Source organism: Bradyrhizobium sp. 186, assembly GCF_023101685.1.
Lineage (GTDB): Bacteria > Pseudomonadota > Alphaproteobacteria > Rhizobiales > Xanthobacteraceae > Bradyrhizobium.
In genome coordinates this window covers 251,694-268,148 of the sequence record NZ_CP082164.1, presented here as the reverse complement: position 1 = coordinate 268,148, position 16,455 = coordinate 251,694, and the positions used below count along the sequence as shown (strand labels likewise).

19 protein-coding genes are annotated in these 16,455 nt (G+C 64.3%); 7 read left to right on the top strand and 12 right to left on the bottom strand.

Annotation, left to right across the window (positions count from 1 at the left end):
* Positions 1 to 2: 2 nt before the first annotated feature.
* Together IVB18_RS01270 and IVB18_RS01265 are read right to left on the bottom strand one after the other, a co-directional pair.
* Positions 3 to 377 (bottom strand): transcriptional regulator, encoded by a 375-nt coding sequence (locus IVB18_RS01270; RefSeq protein ID WP_247987542.1) that lies wholly within the window; start codon positions 375 to 377, stop codon positions 3 to 5.
* A complete protein-coding gene (locus tag IVB18_RS01265; RefSeq protein WP_247987541.1) occupies positions 364 to 981 on the bottom strand; it encodes a hypothetical protein in 618 nt (205 codons plus the stop codon). Before IVB18_RS01265 ends, IVB18_RS01270 begins: the two co-directional genes overlap by 14 nt.
* A 199-nt stretch (positions 982 to 1,180) precedes the next feature.
* Here IVB18_RS01265 and IVB18_RS01260 point away from each other — a divergent pair, with 199 nt between their 5' ends.
* Complete coding sequence (locus IVB18_RS01260; RefSeq protein WP_247987540.1) at positions 1,181 to 2,431, top strand: trypsin-like peptidase domain-containing protein; 1,251 nt, start codon at positions 1,181 to 1,183, stop codon at positions 2,429 to 2,431.
* A gap of 167 nt (positions 2,432 to 2,598) precedes the next feature.
* Here IVB18_RS01260 and IVB18_RS01255 read toward each other — a convergent pair whose 3' ends face one another.
* The 5 genes from IVB18_RS01255 to IVB18_RS01235 all read right to left on the bottom strand — a co-directional run bounded on the left by IVB18_RS01255 (position 2,599) and on the right by IVB18_RS01235 (position 5,685).
* On the bottom strand, positions 2,599 to 3,336 hold the full coding sequence (locus tag IVB18_RS01255; RefSeq protein ID WP_247987539.1) for a thioredoxin family protein: 738 nt from the start codon (positions 3,334 to 3,336) through the stop codon (positions 2,599 to 2,601).
* A 21-nt stretch (positions 3,337 to 3,357) separates the two neighbouring features.
* Positions 3,358 to 3,702 carry an SRPBCC domain-containing protein gene (locus tag IVB18_RS01250; RefSeq protein WP_247987538.1) on the bottom strand — a complete coding sequence of 115 codons (345 nt, stop codon included), beginning with the start codon at positions 3,700 to 3,702 and terminating at the stop codon, positions 3,358 to 3,360.
* The gene (locus IVB18_RS01245) at positions 3,702 to 4,166 is read right to left on the bottom strand and encodes a metalloregulator ArsR/SmtB family transcription factor (protein ID WP_247987537.1); all 465 of its coding nucleotides are present in this window, start codon (positions 4,164 to 4,166) and stop codon (positions 3,702 to 3,704) included. Before IVB18_RS01245 ends, IVB18_RS01250 begins: the two co-directional genes overlap by 1 nt.
* Positions 4,167 to 4,271: 105 nt before the next feature.
* Positions 4,272 to 4,550, bottom strand: coding sequence for a DUF3551 domain-containing protein (locus tag IVB18_RS01240; RefSeq protein ID WP_247987536.1), 279 nt, complete (start codon positions 4,548 to 4,550; stop codon positions 4,272 to 4,274).
* A 160-nt stretch (positions 4,551 to 4,710) separates the two neighbouring features.
* Positions 4,711 to 5,685, bottom strand: coding sequence for a tripartite tricarboxylate transporter substrate binding protein (locus tag IVB18_RS01235; RefSeq protein ID WP_247987535.1), 975 nt, complete (start codon positions 5,683 to 5,685; stop codon positions 4,711 to 4,713).
* Positions 5,686 to 5,811: 126 nt separating this feature from the next.
* Here IVB18_RS01235 and IVB18_RS01230 point away from each other — a divergent pair, with 126 nt between their 5' ends.
* Both IVB18_RS01230 and IVB18_RS01225 read left to right on the top strand, forming a co-directional pair.
* Entirely contained in the window at positions 5,812 to 6,222 is a 411-nt protein-coding gene (locus tag IVB18_RS01230; protein WP_247987534.1) for a VOC family protein, read from the top strand.
* A 134-nt stretch (positions 6,223 to 6,356) separates the two neighbouring features.
* Complete coding sequence (locus IVB18_RS01225; RefSeq protein WP_247987533.1) at positions 6,357 to 7,934, top strand: AMP-binding protein; 1,578 nt, start codon at positions 6,357 to 6,359, stop codon at positions 7,932 to 7,934.
* A gap of 177 nt (positions 7,935 to 8,111) precedes the next feature.
* Here the strand turns inward: IVB18_RS01225 and IVB18_RS01220 are convergent, their stop codons facing one another.
* From IVB18_RS01220 to IVB18_RS01210, 3 genes are all read right to left on the bottom strand, one after another.
* Positions 8,112 to 9,206: an HD domain-containing phosphohydrolase gene (locus tag IVB18_RS01220; protein ID WP_247987532.1), complete on the bottom strand. Its 1,095-nt coding sequence runs from the start codon at positions 9,204 to 9,206 to the stop codon at positions 8,112 to 8,114.
* Between the two features lie 280 nt (positions 9,207 to 9,486).
* On the bottom strand, positions 9,487 to 11,769 hold the full coding sequence (locus IVB18_RS01215; RefSeq protein ID WP_247987531.1) for a molybdopterin cofactor-binding domain-containing protein: 2,283 nt from the start codon (positions 11,767 to 11,769) through the stop codon (positions 9,487 to 9,489).
* Positions 11,766 to 12,257: a (2Fe-2S)-binding protein gene (locus IVB18_RS01210; protein ID WP_247987530.1), complete on the bottom strand. Its 492-nt coding sequence runs from the start codon at positions 12,255 to 12,257 to the stop codon at positions 11,766 to 11,768. The genes IVB18_RS01215 and IVB18_RS01210 overlap by 4 nt, the downstream gene beginning before the upstream one ends.
* Positions 12,258 to 12,743: 486 nt before the next feature.
* Between IVB18_RS01210 and IVB18_RS01205 the strand changes: the two genes are divergently transcribed.
* From IVB18_RS01205 to IVB18_RS01195, 3 genes are all read left to right on the top strand, one after another.
* On the top strand, positions 12,744 to 13,508 hold the full coding sequence (locus IVB18_RS01205; protein WP_247987529.1) for an alpha/beta fold hydrolase: 765 nt from the start codon (positions 12,744 to 12,746) through the stop codon (positions 13,506 to 13,508).
* Between the two features lie 22 nt (positions 13,509 to 13,530).
* Complete coding sequence (locus IVB18_RS01200; protein ID WP_247987528.1) at positions 13,531 to 13,878, top strand: hypothetical protein; 348 nt, start codon at positions 13,531 to 13,533, stop codon at positions 13,876 to 13,878.
* A gap of 137 nt (positions 13,879 to 14,015) precedes the next feature.
* Positions 14,016 to 14,687, top strand: a complete 672-nt coding sequence (locus tag IVB18_RS01195; protein ID WP_247987527.1) for a dienelactone hydrolase family protein — start codon at positions 14,016 to 14,018, stop codon at positions 14,685 to 14,687.
* Between the two features lie 20 nt (positions 14,688 to 14,707).
* On the opposite strand, the gene IVB18_RS01190 is transcribed toward IVB18_RS01195, so the two are convergent.
* The gene (locus IVB18_RS01190; protein ID WP_247987526.1) at positions 14,708 to 14,938 is read right to left on the bottom strand and encodes a hypothetical protein; all 231 of its coding nucleotides are present in this window, start codon (positions 14,936 to 14,938) and stop codon (positions 14,708 to 14,710) included.
* On the opposite strand from IVB18_RS01190, the gene IVB18_RS01185 reads away from it, so the two are divergent.
* Positions 14,937 to 15,419: a hypothetical protein gene (locus IVB18_RS01185; RefSeq protein WP_247987525.1), complete on the top strand. Its 483-nt coding sequence runs from the start codon at positions 14,937 to 14,939 to the stop codon at positions 15,417 to 15,419. The two genes, IVB18_RS01190 and IVB18_RS01185, sit on opposite strands and share 2 nt — an antisense overlap.
* 170 nt (positions 15,420 to 15,589) lie before the next feature.
* On the opposite strand, the gene IVB18_RS01180 is transcribed toward IVB18_RS01185, so the two are convergent.
* Positions 15,590 to 16,333, bottom strand: a complete 744-nt coding sequence (locus IVB18_RS01180; RefSeq protein WP_247987524.1) for a polysaccharide biosynthesis/export family protein — start codon at positions 16,331 to 16,333, stop codon at positions 15,590 to 15,592.
* Positions 16,334 to 16,455: the final 122 nt, after the last annotated feature.

The window sequence follows — 16,455 nt, the reverse complement described above, 5'->3', positions numbered from 1 at the left end:
GATCAGGTCGAGAGAATGCCGAGGCGGCCGAGCGGGGCCCCCTCGCGGCCGGCGGCCTTGGCGGCGTCGCGCACCAGGCGCTCCAGCACGGCGAGATAGTCGAGGAAGCGGCGGCGGCCGGCCTTGGTCAGGCGGCAGGTGGTGTGCGGGCGATTGCCTTCATAGCCCTTGGTCACCTCGACGAGGCTTGCCTCCTGAAGCACGGCGAGATGCCGGCTGAGATTGCCGTCGGTGAGGCCGCAGAGCTGCTTGAGATCGGCGAACGCCAGACCTTTGGGATGCGCCATCAGCGAGGTCAAAAGCCCGAGCCTCGCCTTCTCGTGGATCACACGGTCGAGCCCTTCATACGAAAAGGGCGCGCTGTCAGTCTTCGACATCATGGTCTCCGGACGCGAAATACAGAATGGCCGCCATCACCGACTGGCCGATCACGAAGGGCAGACCCATGGTCCATGGCGACAGCGTATGGGTCCCGCTCGCCAGCACCACCACGGCGAAGCCCGAAATGAAATACCAGGCGCCCGCGAGCGCGACAGTGCGCGGCAGCGAGCGGATGGAGGCGAACATGCCGAGCGACACCAGGATCTGCCACAGGCCAGGCAGTAGCCATAGCGTCTCGGCCGCAAACTTCCACATCACCACCGCAAGGAGCACGCCAGCGACGCCTGCGGGGAGGAACTGCTCGACCGCCTGGTGGATCATGGCATCGGCGAGACCGGAATGATGGCGGCGCGAACGCGCCCGCATCTCGATCCCGATGATCAGGCCGGAGAGCGCCGCGGCAATGAACCAGCCGAGGAAGAAGCCGAGCGGCTCGCTCGTGGGATCGCCGAGCAGCCAGAATTGCAGGATCGCGGTAACGAGAGCGACCGCGCCGGTCGCAGCCATGGTCGCCGGGCCGTAGCCGCGGAATGCGGTGCCGGCCGCGATCTGGCTGCGGATCGCCACGATGTCGGCCAATGCCTTGTCGAGATCACGCATTGGCAACGCCAAGCCTCGCTCCGCCCGTGCTTTCGGGATCACTTGCCCCGCCACTTTGTATTGCAAAGTATATAGGGTTGCAAAGTAAAGGCAAGATCGAGAGTCGCCCAGACGAGACCCGGCCTAAAACGACAACTGTCGGTTGCGCGGCGCAGCTTCCCACGGATAAGATGGGCCCAACGCGTTCCCGGGGGGTGTTATGTGGCTTAAGTCATTGATCGTTGCGTTTCTATTGCAGGTGAGTGTCGCCGGAGCAGCGAATGCGGCGGGACCGTTCGGCTCGGTCAATATCGGCAACTGGATCGGCGGCGCCTTCAGCAATGATGAAACCGGCGCTTTCTCCCATTGTGCGGCGACGACGCCCTACGCGAACGGCGTCATCCTCGTCGTGGGCTACAGTGCTGCCGGCACATGGTCGTTGGCCTTTGCGAGTCCCGGCTATCGCTTCAACAAGGGCGAGAACGCCGCGATCGACGTCATCTTTGACGGACAGGAACAGGCCCGGCTGTTCGCCAGCGCCAATCAGCCGAACATGCTCACGGCCGTCATGCCGGCCAACGTCGTGCGAACCTTTCAGAAGGCAAGCCTGATGGTCGCAACGGCCGGCCGCACCGTCCTGAATTTCGATCTGACCTCGACCGGGCCCGTGATCGCGGCATTGGCCAATTGCGTCACCAAAGTGAAGGCCGACGGACTCGGCAAGGCCGGCGATTTCACCAAGGTGGCGGCAAAGCCCGCAGCGCCCGGCGACAAGCAAGGCACACCGCCCGCCGCCAAGCCGGGACGGACCGGCAGCTTCAGCGGCACCGGCTTCGTGGTCAGCACCAACGGACACATCGTCACCAACAGCCACGTCGTCGAAGGCTGCGTCGGCGATATCAAAGGCAATCTCACCGGCGACGCGGCGCTGGTGCTGCGCGTGGTGTCCAAGGATTCGACCAACGATCTTGCCTTGCTCCAGGCGCCAGCGACGACAATTTTCAAGGATTTCGCCAGGATCCGGGACCGCTCGATGAAATCCGGCGATGCGGTGGTCGCGATCGGTTTTCCCTTCCACGGCTATCTCACCTCCGATTTCACGGTAACCAACGGCATCGTGAGCTCGCTCAGCGGTCTGCGCAACGACACCAGGCATTTGCAGATCAGCGCGGCCGTCCAGCCCGGCAACAGCGGCGGGCCTTTGTTCGACATGTCCGGTCAGGTGGTCGGCGTGGTCTCCAGTAAACTCGACGCCTTAAGGGTTGCGAGAGCGACAGGAGCTCTCCCGGAGAACATCAATTTCGCCATCAAGACCGGCGTGTTGCGCGACTTCCTGGACAACAGCGTGGTGCCTTACCAGACGGCGGAGCCGAAGGGCGAGCTGAAGACCACCGACATCGCCGGCAACGCCCGGGCCTACACGATGCTGATCTCCTGTAACGCTGCCGAGCAGGCCGACGCGAAGAGGTAGTGGGGACGCACATCGCCGCAGCAACCTCGGTTGTCATTCCCCGCGCAAGCCGGGAATCCAGTACGCCGCGGCTTCTCGGGTGAACCAGCGCCGTCTCTGGAATACTGGATCGCCCGATCAAGTCGGGCGACGACAGCGCCAATGTGGACCCAGCGTGCCCATCCACCTCACCCGTGACAACACGACACCTTCGCCGCCTGCGGCTCGTACTGATCACGCAGCCGCACCCAATCCATCGGATAGGGCAGTCCCTCCTCGTGACGACCGAGCGGGGTGAGGTCGAGGTATTGATATGCGGCGTTCATCATGTCGAGGCCGCGGGCGAAGCAGGAGTAGGTGTGGAAGATCTCGCCGGCGTCGTTGCGGTAGAACACGCTGATGCCGGGTAGCTCAGGACCATAGATCGGCGTGGTGCCGAAATTGTACATCGGCTTGCCGGTGGCGATCTGCTCGGGCGAGAACGTCACGCCGTAATCGTGGTTAAAGCCGTTGCTGCCTGAGGAGACCCAGTCGAAGGTCCAGCCCATCCGCGTCTTGAACGCCTCGAGCTTGGCGACCGGGGCCAGGGACACCGCGACCATGGTGGTGTCGCGCGCGGCCAGATGGGGCACCATGCGCTCAAAACCATCCGCCCAGAACGAGCAGCTCTTGCAGGCCGCGTCCCAGTCAGGCGCAAACATCACGTGCTGGACCACGAGCTGCGGTCGCCCCTTGAACAGGTCGTTAAGCGCCACCTTGCCGTTCGGACCGTCGAAGACGTAGTTCTTGTCGACCCTGACCCATGGCAGTGCGCGCCGCTCCTCGGCGAGCCGCTCGCGGGCTTCCGTCAACTCCTTCTCGTGCGCCAGATGAGCCTTGCGGGCTGCGATCCATTGCTCGCGCGAGACGATTTGATGTTGCTGCATGGTTTCCTCCTTTGACAGGGATCAGGCGACGAAGGCGTCGAGCTTGTCGAAGAACGAGCTCCAGCCGCGCTGATGGTTGTCGCGTGCGGTCTCGTCGAAGAACTGCGCGTGATGGAACACCATCAGCGTGCCGACGCTGTCGGGCTTCAGCGAGATCGTCACCAGCGACTCGCGTTCGGGCGTCGAATGCCAGGCCCAGGTGAAAACCAGCCGCTCGTTCGGCACGACCTCGCGGTAGGTCCCGCGAGCTTCAAAATATTCGCCGTCGTCGCGCGTGAAGCTGATCCGGTAGTGGCCGCCGGTGCGAACGTCGAGCTCGGCGTTCAGCGTGGCCGGCTTCATGTTCGGCGGACCGAACCATTGCATTAGCTGTTCGGCTTGCGTCCAGGCGGCGTAGACTTTTTCCGGCCGCGCACGGAGCCGGCGCGTGAGCGTGAGGCTTGGGCGTTCGGTTGGGCGTTCGCCGGCGCGGGGATCGGGGTTGACGGCTGCGTTGGCCATGAGTCTTCCTCCACAAAGGCGGCAAGGCGATCGAGATTGTCGGACCAGAACTGCGCGTAGCGATTGAGCCAGTTCATCGCCTGCTCCATCGGCTGCGCGGTGAGCCGGCAGGAAACCGTGCGGCCGGTCTTCTCCCGCACGACCAGGCCGGCGTCCGTCAGCACGTCGAGATGCTTCATGATCGCCGGCAGCGAGATCGAGAACGGCGCAGCCAGCTCGCTCACCGACAGGCTGTCCTGTTGGCCGAGGCGTGCAAGCAATGCGCGCCTGGTCGGGTCGGACAGCGCCGCAAAAGTCCGGTCCAGCGTCTCGTCCTGATACTTAACCATGTGGTTTAGTATAGGCGTGAACGGAAGGACGTCAAGCTGGAACCCGCGCCTGCGGGCCCACACGACTCCGTGACCGTGGACCGAATGAAAGAATGCGGCGCGCGATTAATTCGGCGCGACGGGCCGCGTACGCCGGTGCGGCCGGGATTGCGGCTGAGACGCCTGACCGTAAGCGACGAGCGGATTGGGACCACAGTACAGCAGCCGGCCGGAGACGCTGGCCTGGCATTGCTCATAGGTGCTGTAGGCGCATTCGCCGGGATAATCGTACTCCCCGCCCTGCGCGCACCAGGGATAGTCGCGCGCCGCCGCGGGAGTGACGTCGACGAAACCGGCAAGGACCGTCGCGCCCAGCGTCAGCAGCGCCAATTGCATCTTGCGCATGATCCCAACTCCTCTCTTGGTGGCGCGAGATACGGCGCCATCTACCATCAGGTTTCGTAGCGCCGTTTTATTCCAGACCGACGGGACAAGACACCCAAGAAAAAAGCCCTGCCATACGGCAGGGCTCCATCCTTGGTCGATTCTGACCATCACAAGATCGCTACTCGACCTTCAGGCCGGCGAACTCGACGACCTTCTTCCACTTCTCGGTCTCGGCCTTGATCTCCTCGCCGAACGCCTCCGGCGTCTGCACCCGTGGATCGCCGCCGAGGTCGACCAGGCGCTTGGTCATGTCCGGCTCCTTCATGAGCGTGTTGATCTCATTGTTGAGCCTGGCGATGATCTCCTTCGGCATGTTCTTCGGCGCCCCCATCCCGAACAGCGCGCTGGCCTCGTAGTCTTTCACGGTCTCGCCGATTGCCTGCACGTCGGGCAGCTGCGCCGAGCGCTCCGCGGTGGTGACGCCGATCGCGCGCAGGCTGCCGGAGCGGATGTGCTGGATGATCGAGGGCATGTTGTCGAAGATCACCTGCACCTGGCCGCCGAGCATGTCGGTGATCGCGGGCGCCGCGCCGCGATAAGGCACGTGCTGCATCTTGCAGCCGGTCATCGCCATGAACATCTCGCCAGACAGATGCACGGAGGTGCCGTTGCCGGAAGAGGCCATGTTCACCTTGCCGGGATTGGACTTCACATATTCGATGAACTCGGCGACGTTCTTGGCCGGCACGTCCTTGTTGACCGTCATCACGTTCGGCACGCGCTGGAACGAGGCCACCGGCGCGATGTCGCGCACGAAGTTGAACTTGAGGTTGGCGTAGAGCGTGGCGTTGATGTAGTTGGCTGGATTGACCAGCTGCAGCGTGTAGCCGTCGGGCTCGGCATTGATGACCGATTCGGTGGCGATATTGTTGCCGGCGCCCGGCTTGTTCTCGATCACGAATTGCTGACCGAACCGTTCTGACAGCCGCTGGCCGATCAATCGCGCCAGGATATCGGTGGCCCCGCCCGGCGGATAGCCGACCACCCATTTCACCGGCCGGGCCGGATAATCGGCGGCGAGGGCCTTCGACAGCGGGGTGGCTGCAAGCGGACTGGCGGCGAGCAGGCCCAGCGCGGTACGGCGAGTGATCATCTCAAGGGTTCTCCCAACGTGTTGTTCTTGAAAGCCAGATGTCTTGAAAGTGGCGTGAGCGGCGTTGTAACAAAGCCCGAAGCACGCGGAAAGTGCGCAACGAACATAGCGACGAAAGGATTAAGCATGCCGGTCAAGGTTGAAGCCCTCGATCATCTCGTGATCAACGTCGCCGATGTCGCGCGCACCACCGATTGGTATCGCAAGATCCTCGGCATGGAAGTCAAGCTGTTCGAGCCCGGCGGCGGCAAAGCGCCGCGGACTTCGCTTCAATTCGGTAACCAGAAGATCAACGTCCGGCCGCGCGATGCCGACAAGGTCGAGTGGTTCACCGCGGACCATGCGACCGCCGGCAGCGAGGATCTATGCTTCCTCACCTCCGCGACACCCGACGAGGTGGTGGCGCATTTGCAGGCACACGGCGTCGCGATCGAGGAGGGTCCCGGACCCAGGCAGGGCGCCCGCGGCACGCTGCGCTCGGTCTATTGCAGGGATCCCGACGGCAGCCTGATCGAGATTTCGTCGTACGAGGATTAGTCCGTCATTCCGGGGCGGTGCGCGAGCACCGCCCCGGAATGACAAGCAAATTTGCTCCCCGCGCCATCCAATGGCAGAAAGTCTCCCGACAATATCAGCAGCCGCCAGCAAGAGCAGGCTGCAGGGGAGAAAACATGCCGAACGATACGGCCGCCGGAATCGTAGGTCCATTCGCCGGGCTCGACGTGCCCTGGCTGCTCAAGATGCGGGCCGAGGTGCGCCGCGATCATCCGTTCCTGACATGGGCGCCGTTCGATGCGCCGGCCCGGCACTGGAGCTACGGCGAGTTTCACGAGCGGGTCGGCGCGCTGGCCGCCGGGCTGGCGAAGCGCGGCGTCGAGCCCGGCGAATATGTGCTGATTCATCTCGACAATTGCATCGAGGCGATGCTCGCCTGGTTTGCCTGTGTCGAGCTCGGCGCCATCGCGGTGACCACCAACACGCGTTCAGCACCCGCTGAAATGGAATATTTCGCGGATCATTGCGGCGCGATCGCCGCGATCACCCAGCCGGCCTATGCGGAGATCGTCGCAAGGCACTGCCGTAATTTGCGCTGGATGGCGGTGACCTCGCACGATGCCGGCGCGGCACCTGCGCAAGCGGTCTCCCGCGGTGACGGTTTTGAGGCACTGTTTGCTGACAGCGCGGACCGGCCGCGGCGCGCGATCGATCCATTGGCGCCGTGCAGCGTGCAATATACCTCGGGCACGACGTCGCGTCCGAAAGCGGTGCTCTGGACTCACACCAACGCGCTGTGGGGCGCCAAGGTCAACGCCGCGCATGAAGACCTGCACGCAAGCGACGTGCACCAGACTTATCTGCCGCTGTTCCACACCAATGCGCTCGCCTATTCCATGCTGGCGACGCTGTGGGTCGGCGCGACCTGCGTGATCCAGCCGCGCTTCTCGGCGAGCCGGTTCTGGCGCGTCGCGCGCGAGCACGGTTCGACCTGGACCTCGACCATTCCCTTCTGCATGAAGGCGCTGCTGGAGCAGGAGATCCCGAAAGACCACAAATTCCGTCTGTGGGGCACCGCGATCAACGAACCGCCGGCCTTCGCCGCCTTCGGCGTCAAGATCATCGGTTGGTGGGGCATGACCGAGACCATCACCCATGGCATCGTCGGCGAAGTCGACCAGCCCAACATTCCGATGTCGATCGGCCGCGCCGCGCCGGAATATGTCATCCGCATCGCCGACGATGACGGGCGGCCGACCGAGGTCGGCGACACCGGCAATCTCTCGATCAAGGGCATTCCAGGCCTGTCGCTGTTCGCCGAATATCTGCACAACGAGAAGGCCACGCGCGAAAGCTTCGACGAGCACGGCTTTTTTCTCACCGGCGATCGCGTCACGCGGCTGGAGAACGGCAGCATCAGGTTCGGCGATCGCGCCAAGGACATGCTGAAGGTCGGCGGCGAGAATGTCGCGGCGTCCGAGATCGAACAGGTGATCGCCGTCGTCCCCGGCGTGCGCGAGGCGGCCGTGGTGGCCAAGAAGCATCCGATGCTGGACGAGGTGCCGGTCGTCTTCATCATCCCGCACGGCGGCGTCGGCGCCGCCCCGCCCGATCTGCATGACAGCGTGATGGCCGCCTGCCGCAAAGGCCTTGCCGACTTCAAGCTGCCGCGCGAGATCCACTTCGTCGACGACATGCCGCGCTCGACGCTGGAGAAGGTCGCGAAGGCGGAGTTGCGGAAGATGGTGGAGTAGCAATGTCGTCCCGGCGAAGGCCGGGACCCATACCGCGTGATTTATCGATGGGGCGCGGGGCCTATAACGGACGACGAGTCGTCGCCAAACAACTCCCTGTGGTAATGGATCCCGGCCTTCGCCGGGACGACACCGAGCGTGTAGTGCTAGCGCCGCAAGATTCGCAGCAACTGATCGTCAGAACGATCCCAGCGCCACCGGCCGGAACGCCTGCAACAGCTGCTGATCGAGCTTGCCGCCCATGCTTTCCATCATCGCAAAGGCGCGGGAATGGGTGAAGGGCATGCGGTAGGCGCGTTTCTCCACCAGTGCGGCGTAGATATCGACGATGGTGGTGAGGCGCACGATGTCGCTGATCTGGTTCGACGAGAGGGCGTTGGGATAGCCACTGCCGTCAAGGAATTCGTGGTGATGCAACACCACGTCGAGCATCTCCGGCGGGAAGCCGCCTTGCGCGGCGAGCGCGTCGTAGCCGCGGCGCGGATGCTGGCGGACCTCGTCCATCTCCTCGTCGGTAAGCTTGCCCGGCTTGTCCAGCAGCGCGGACGGAACGAAAGCCTTGCCGACGTCATGCAGCAGGGCGGCGCGGGTCAGGCGGCGCTGATCGTCCTCGCGCATGCCCAGATGCTGCGCGAAGGAGACCGCGAAGCCGGTAACGAATAGGCAGTGCCGATAGCTGCCGGCATGGTGGCAGCCGACGGTGGTGAGCCATTCGCGCAGCGAAGAGTGCCTGATCGCCTTCAGTATCTTGCTCTCGGCGGCGATGACATCGTCGAAGGTCAGGGGCACGCCGAGCGGCAGCTTCTCGAACATCTTCCTCAGCACCGCATGCGCCGCCTCGACGCCGCGGTTGAGCGTCTTGCCGCGGTCGGTCGCGTCATAGGTGGCGGTGTCGGGGAACGCGGCGCGGATGCGTTGCAGGATGTCCTCGGGCTGAAGCGGCCGCGAGATCGTGTCGGTTGCGCCCAGCGCCCAGGCCTGCATGGTGCCGTGATGCAGCGCGTCCGCGAGCACGAACAGCCGCGGCATCGCGCGATAGGCGTCACCGCGCAGCTTGTTGCGCACCCGCTGCACGCTCTCGGGCGAGCGCAGGTTGATGTCGACGACGAGGCCGGAGAGATCGCGCGCCGGCTGCTCGGGGATCTCCCGGGTCGTCACCGTCGCGACGTCGCCCACCGCCTTCAAAATGCTGGCGAGCTCGGTGCTCTCGTCGCTCCGGTCGGAGGCGAGCAGAAGCCGGCGTTTGGCGGCTGGTTTTGCTGAGGCGTTCATGGCTTCCCCAAGAGCACTGAATTGAGAGCACGGGACTGGATTAGGGCGAAAGCCTAAGCCGGATCAGGTTCTCCGGCCCTTAAGAGGCGTGCTCAATGGAACCCTGCGGTTTCAGGTCCAATTTTACGGATTTGTCTTCCGCGGCGGCCCCAATCAAAAAAAGTCGAAAACAACCCCATGCAAAGTAGAACGGCCATTGTAAACGCTGAGGTTTTTCGCAAGACAAATCCGCCGGAGGCTGCCTCCGGCGGATCGTGTCACGTCACAATCGTAACCACCTTTACGCCTTCATCGCCCCCTTCACGGCTTCGGCCGTGATCGGCAAGGCCCGCACCCGGGCGCCGGAGGCGTTGAAGATGGCGTTGCCGATGGCCGGGGCGATCACCGTCACCGCCGGCTCGCCGACGCCTGTGGCCTTTTCGCCATTGGCGATCACGGCGATCGCGACCTCGGGCATCTGGCTCATGCGCAAGGGCGTGTAGCTGTCGAAGTTGGTCTGCTCGATGCCACCGTCCTTCAGCGTCGCCTTCTCGTACATCGCCAGCGACAGGCCCCACAGCGCCGCGCCCTCGACCTGGGCGCGGATATTGTCGGGATGCACTTGCGTGCCGACATCGGTTGCGACCGTGAGCTTCTTCACGGTCACCTCGCCCGAGGGCGCGACGGCAACGTGAGCGACGCAGGCGGTCCAGCTCGCGGTCGCGCGTTCCTGCGACGAGACGCAGGCGACGCCCATGCCCTCGCCTTTCGGCAGCTGCTTGGTGCCGTAGCCGGAGAGCCCCATCGCGGCGAGCAGCGTGTTGCGCAACCGCTGCGCGCCGCCGTCGTTCTTGCCTTTGCCGTCGAGCAGCGCGATGCGGAACTGGGCGGGGTCCTTGCCCGCCGCAACCGCGATCTCGTCGATCATGCTTTCGACAGCCCAGAAGGTCCAGCCCGGCGCCACCGAGCGAAGCTGACCCGACGGGGTGGCGTTGTGCGCCATCTCGTTCTTGATCGCCCGCACATGGTGATTGGGCACGGTGTAGAAGAAGTCCGCACCATTCACCGTGAAGGAGTCGAGCGGCTCCTTCTTGTCGACCGAGGGCGTCAGGAAATCGGGGATTCCCCAGCGCTGGGTTGGCCAGGCCGAAACCACGTCGTGGCTGAGCGCGACGAGCTTGCCATCGCCGTCCACGCCGGCCTTCACTTTCTGGTAGGTGAGCGGACGCGAGAAATCCATCGTCATGTCGTTTTCGCGCGTGTAGATCACCTTAACCGGCTTGCCGATCGCCTTCGCCGCCTGCACCGCCGGAATCATCATGTCGGCGTCGAGCCTGCGGCCAAAACCGCCGCCGAGCCACGTCTGATGCATGACGACGAATTTCGGATCGATCCCGGCCGCACCGGCTGCGATCGCGCCGGAGCGTGTCGCGAACTGGTTGCCGGAATAGATGTGCAGGATGTCGCCCTTGAACTCCGCGGTGGCGTTCATCGGCTCCATCGGCGCGTGGATGTTGATGCTGGTGGTGTATTCCGCCTCCAGCACCTTGGCCGCCGAACCGAACGCCGCCGAGGGATCGCCGTCCTTGACGAAGAACTGGCCGGAATCCTCTAACTTCTGAAGCCGCTTGGCTTCATCGAGCAGAGACTGGCTCGACACCTTCGCGTTCGGACCGCCGTCATAGGCGATCTTCAGCGCCGCGGCCGCCTTCTTGGCGTTGGCGTAGGTGCTGGCCACAGCGACGACCCAGCCGGATGTCGTTCCGGTCTTGTCGTCGAGGGTCACGGCCTTGATGAAGCCCGGCACCTTCTTCGCGCCGCTGTCGTCGACCGATTTCACCGTGGCGCCGAAGCGCACCGGCGGCGTGACCACCGCACCATAGGCCATGCCCGGCAGCATCACGTCGATGCCGTACTTCGCCGTGCCGTTGGTCTTGGAGGGGATGTCGAGCTGCGGCACCGACACGCCGATCATGGTGTACTGATCCGGCGTCTTCAGCTTGATCGCCTTCAGCTCGTCCGGCGCGAAGCTCTTTGTCGCCTTGCCGCTCTTGATGACGTCGGCGAACGACATCTGCTTCTTCGACTTCGGATGCGAGATCACGGAATCGCGCACCACGAGCTCGGACGCCGGCACGCCCATCGTGGCGGCAGCACCTTCGGTCAAGGCCATCCGTCCGGCTGCGCCGGCGCGGCTCATCGCGTCAAAATTCATCATGGTCGACCAGCTTCCGCCGGTGAGCTGCGCGCCCAGCACGGGGTCGTTGAACTTCGGATCGTTGGAGGCGAGTGCGACGCGCATGTCGCTCCATTTCGCGCCGAGTTCTTCAGCCACGATCTGCGCCATGGTGGAGGCGATGTGCTGGCCCATATCGGCCTTGCCGCAGGTCACGGTGACGAGACCATCTGGCGCGATCGCATACCAGACGCTCGGCTCGAAGTTCGAGGGTGCAGCAAGCGCCTCACCGATGCCGGGTACACCGGCATAGCCGAGCACGAGGCCGGTCGCGGCGGTGCCGACGAGGAAGGAGCGGCGGCTGAGATCGGTCGTCTCGGGTGTGATGGTCTTGATAAGCTGATTCATGTGGGCCTCCGTTCGTTGCCGGAGGCGGAAGCGGTGCGCATTTCGGTGGCAGCCCGCATGATCGCCTTCTGGATCCGCGAATAGGTCATGCAACGGCAGAGATTGCCGTCCATATGCGCCACGACCTCGTCCTTGGTCGGATTGGGATTCTTCGCAAGCAGCGAGGCCGCCTGCATGATCTGCCCGGACTGGCAGTAGCCGCATTGCGGGACTTGCTCGGCAATCCACGCCTTCTGGAGCGGATGATCGCCCTTGGCGGAAAGACCTTCGATGGTGGTGATCTTCTTGCCGGCGACGTCGCCGACCATGGTCTGGCACGAGCGCACGGCTTCGCCGTTGACGTGCACGGTGCAGGCCCCGCACAGGCCGGCACCGCAGCCGAACTTTGTGCCGGTCATCTGCAATTGTTCGCGGATAGCCCAAAGGAGCGGCGTGTCGTTTGCCGCATCCACGGACAGACTCCGCCCGTTGATAGTGAGAGTTGGCATAGGCGTCTTCCCCTGCCGGTGCATGAAGCCGCTTACGGCGGCAACTTGTATTGGCGGACGCCCACCGGGCCGGCGCCCACCTTGATCGCAAGAATGATCGGGTTCAGGCGCTGAGGCAAATGCAATTTGGAATCGATCGAAACAAGCGCAGCGTCTGCTTGTTGTGCGTTGCGACAGCGGCGTTGATGCAGCGACTGGACGCAACAGAGAGTGCTCTCAGACATGCATGCCATGGCGTTCAGGCAGTTTCTTCGAGGTAACTTGGCGGGCTAGAGTGCAACCGCCGACGCGGACGCCCCTTCTCCCCTTGTGGGAGAAGGTGGCGCGAAGCGCCGGATGAGGGGTATCTCTCCGCACAAAGAGAGGGCTCACGCGTGGATAGATACCCCTCACCCGTCTCGCCGCTACGCGGCGAGCCACCCTCTCCCACAAGGGGAGAGGGTGCACCGACGTTGCGGCGAGAATAAAAATGGAAGGGCGGAAACAATGCCAAGGATCGATCGAGACGGCGTTGGGATCCATTACGAGGTCCATGGCGATGGTCCGCCGCTGCTGCTCACCCACGGTTACTCCTCGACCTCGGCGATGTGGCACGGCCAGGTCGACGCGCTCGCGCGAGATCACAGGCTGGTGCTGTGGGACATGCGCGGTCACGGCCAGTCCGATTACCCGGATGATCCCAGCGCCTACAGCGAAGCGCTCACCGTCTCCGACATGGCCGCAATCCTGGACGCGATCGGCGCCGAACGCGCCATCATCGGCGGGCTCTCGCTCGGCGGCTACATGTCGCTCGCGTTCTATCGCGCCCATCCGCAAGCCACCCGCGCACTCCTGATCGTCGACACCGGTCCCGGATTCAAGAAGGATGACGCGCGCGAGGCCTGGAATGCGCGTGCGCTCGCCACCGCCGACAAGCTCGATCGCGAAGGTCTCAACGTGTTGAAGGCGGCAACGCGCGAGCGCGCGACCGCGAGCCATCGCAACGCCAAGGGGCTGGCGCTTGCCGCACGCGGCATGCTGACCCAGCGCGATGCGAAAGTGATCGAGCTGTTGCCGGATATCAAGGTGCCGTCGCTGATCGTGGTCGGTGCCGATGACACGCCGTTCCTCGCAGCGTCCGATTACATGGCGGCAAAAATCCCCGGCGCACAAAAGGTCGTGATCCCCGCGGCCGGACACGCCGTCAACATCGATCAGCCACAGGCTTTTGTTGACGCGGTGGTGCCTTTCCTGAAGAACTTGCCGGGATAGGCCGGTCACGGGGACGCAAACGATGAAGCACGCGACGTTGGCCGCTGGCGCTATGGCGACACTTCTCTCGACGTCAGCCGCGACGCAGGCCGAGCAATTCGGTGGAACGCCGCCGCGCCTGCCCTTCGTCGCGACATTGTCAAACAACACGCCACTGGCATTCGGCATGGACGCCGGGCAGACAGCGCGCGCCCTTGGGCAGCCCCTGCAATACATCCGCGGGCGTCCCGGCAACGAGATCTACCTCGCCCTGCGCAACGTCGGCGGCAGCGGATTGATACCCTATCGCCACCGCCTGTTCCTTCAATTCCGTCATGGCCGGCTGGCAGGATGGAAGGAGGACTACGGCGAGAACTGGATGTGGGAGTGAATGTCACTTCTCATGGCCTAAGGCAATCGCGCGCGGCGAACGGAGTTGTGCGCTGGAGTTTCCGCATCGTCATGGCCGGGCTTGTCCCGGGCACGGCGAGTTTGTGGAGCGATCGACAACAAAGAAGGACAACCCGCGTGGGACAAGACATCAAACTGACGGCCTCCGACAATTTCCAGTTCAGCGCCTATCGTGCCGATCCCGCAGGCGCGCCGAAGGGCGCGGTGGTGGTGATCCAGGAGATCTTTGGAGTCAATCACCACATCCGCTCGGTCTGCGATCGGCTGGCAGGCGAAGGCTATGTCGCGATCGCGCCGTCGATCTTCGACCGTACCTCACCCAACTTCCAGTCGGGCTATTCCCCCGATGAGATCGCGGAAGCGCGCAAATTCGTCACCAATCCGGATTGGGCCGCGATGCTGCGCGACACCCAGGCCGCAATCAATGCGGTCAAGGACGTCGGCCCCGTCGGCATCATCGGCTTTTGCCTCGGCGGCAGTATCGCCTTTGTCGCGGCGACGCGGCTGTCGGGCCTGAAAGCGGCGGTCGGCTATTACGGCGGCGCGGTCGTGCGCTTTGCCGACGAGACGCCGAAGGCGCCGACGCAACTGCATTTCGGCGAGAAGGATGCCGGCATTCCCCTGACCGACGTCGAGACCGTCAAGGCGAAACGACCGGACGTGGACGTCTTCATCTATCCGGGCGCCCAGCACGGCTTCCATTGCGACGAGCGCGCCAGCTGCGACAAGGCCAGCGCCGACACCGCCTGGCCGCGCAGCCTAGAATTTTTCGCGAAGCATTTGAAGTAGCGCGCCGACTCTCTCCACCGTCATTCCGGGATGCACCGCGAAGCGGTGCAGGCCCGGAATCCATCGAACGTCAGAGTTGGTGGCGAAATGGATTCTCTGATGCGCAATTGCGCATCATAGTTCGCGACGTTGTCGCGCCCCGGAATGACGAGAGGAGAGGGGTGCGCCAGCCCTCTGGCAGGAATCGGGTGGGCGCTGCGATACCGCCGGCGATAGAGATGATCAAGCCAACTCACGCCGGAGATCGTCATGCAGCAAGTCATCACGCACCTCGTCATTCGCAATCCGTTCGGAACCATGGACGTCCCCGAGCCGGACGATCGCGAGGTGATGGACTATGCCACGACCGCCACGCTTGCCGGCGATGCAGCCGACGGCAATGCGGCGCATTGGGCGTCGATCCCCGCGCTGTCCGATCCGCTCGAGGGCACCTGGGCGAGCCGCTGGAACGGCGGCGCCGATCCGACCATTGCCGGCGACACGCCGGAGAGCTGGAAGCAGGGCCGCGCCGAGGTTCGGGTCAAAGGCGAGCGGATCTATCTGCGCTTCGACTGGGACAATGGCCGCCGGCACGGTCTCATCGACGCAACGCGCGACGGCGCAAATCGCCTGGTGGGCAAGTACATCAACCTGACCACTCCCGCGATCACGCGGCCATGGGTCGGGCTCGTCGTCGATGCCGCGCGCATTGACGGGTGTTTTCCGAACGGGCGGCTCGATTTTCGGCGGTAGGTCGCGAGCGGCAACGCGCCGTCGACATCACCTGCGCCGTCATTCCGGGACGCGCCGAACAGGCGCGGGCTATGATGCGCAATTGCGCATCAGAGAATCCATCGCGCCTCAGAGTTGGTCGCGCGATGGATTCCGGGTTCGCGCTACGCGCGCCCCGGAATGACGGTGAGCTAGAACCAGCGCTCGCCGACGAACACGGTGTCGCCGGGGGCCAAGGGCGTGCCGAGCGGCACCACGGCGCGCATCGCACCGCCGGCTTCGGTGTGCGTGACAGTGACCACGTCGCGCTTGGCGCGCGGCGAGAAGCCGCCGGCGATGGCGACCGCGCTTTCGACCGTCATGCTCGGCACGTAAGGATATTGGCCGGGCGCGGAAACCTCGCCGAGAATGAAGAACGGGCGGTAGGCCTCGATCTCGACCGCCACCGAGGGCTCGCGGATGTAGCCGTTGCGCAGGCGCGCCCCGATTTCGCCGGCCAACCCCGCCGTGGTGCGGCCGCGCGCCGGCACCGCGCCGATCAGCGGCATGGTGATCGAGCCGCCGGCATCGATCGCGTAGCTGTTGGTGAGACCTTCCTGGCCGTAGACCACGACGCGCAGCTTGTCGCCGGCATCGAGATGGTAGGACGCATCGTAGCGGACCGGCGCCGCCATCGGCGCGGCGTAGCCGACCGGCACGGGCGCAGGGGAAGAAGCAAAGGAATTTCGCAGCGCGTTGATGGCGCCTCCGCCGTCGGCAACGACGACCGGCTGCGGCGCGCCGTAGGGCTGGCCATAGGCCATGGAGTCGAGATCGGCACGCGGCTGCGCGATCGCGACCGGGCCGACGGTCTGCATGCAGCCGCCGAGGGCAAGCGCGGCGGACGCTGCCAGGATCGACAATCTAAACGCGCGCGCAACCCGCACCGGAGCCATCCCTCGAAACGAGACAGCTCAAGTGATGCACCCGATATGGTTAATAAAGCGTTGAGGGGATCTATTGCGACATCGTCATGGCCGGGCTTGTCCCGGCCATCCACGATCTCTCTCGCGGCACA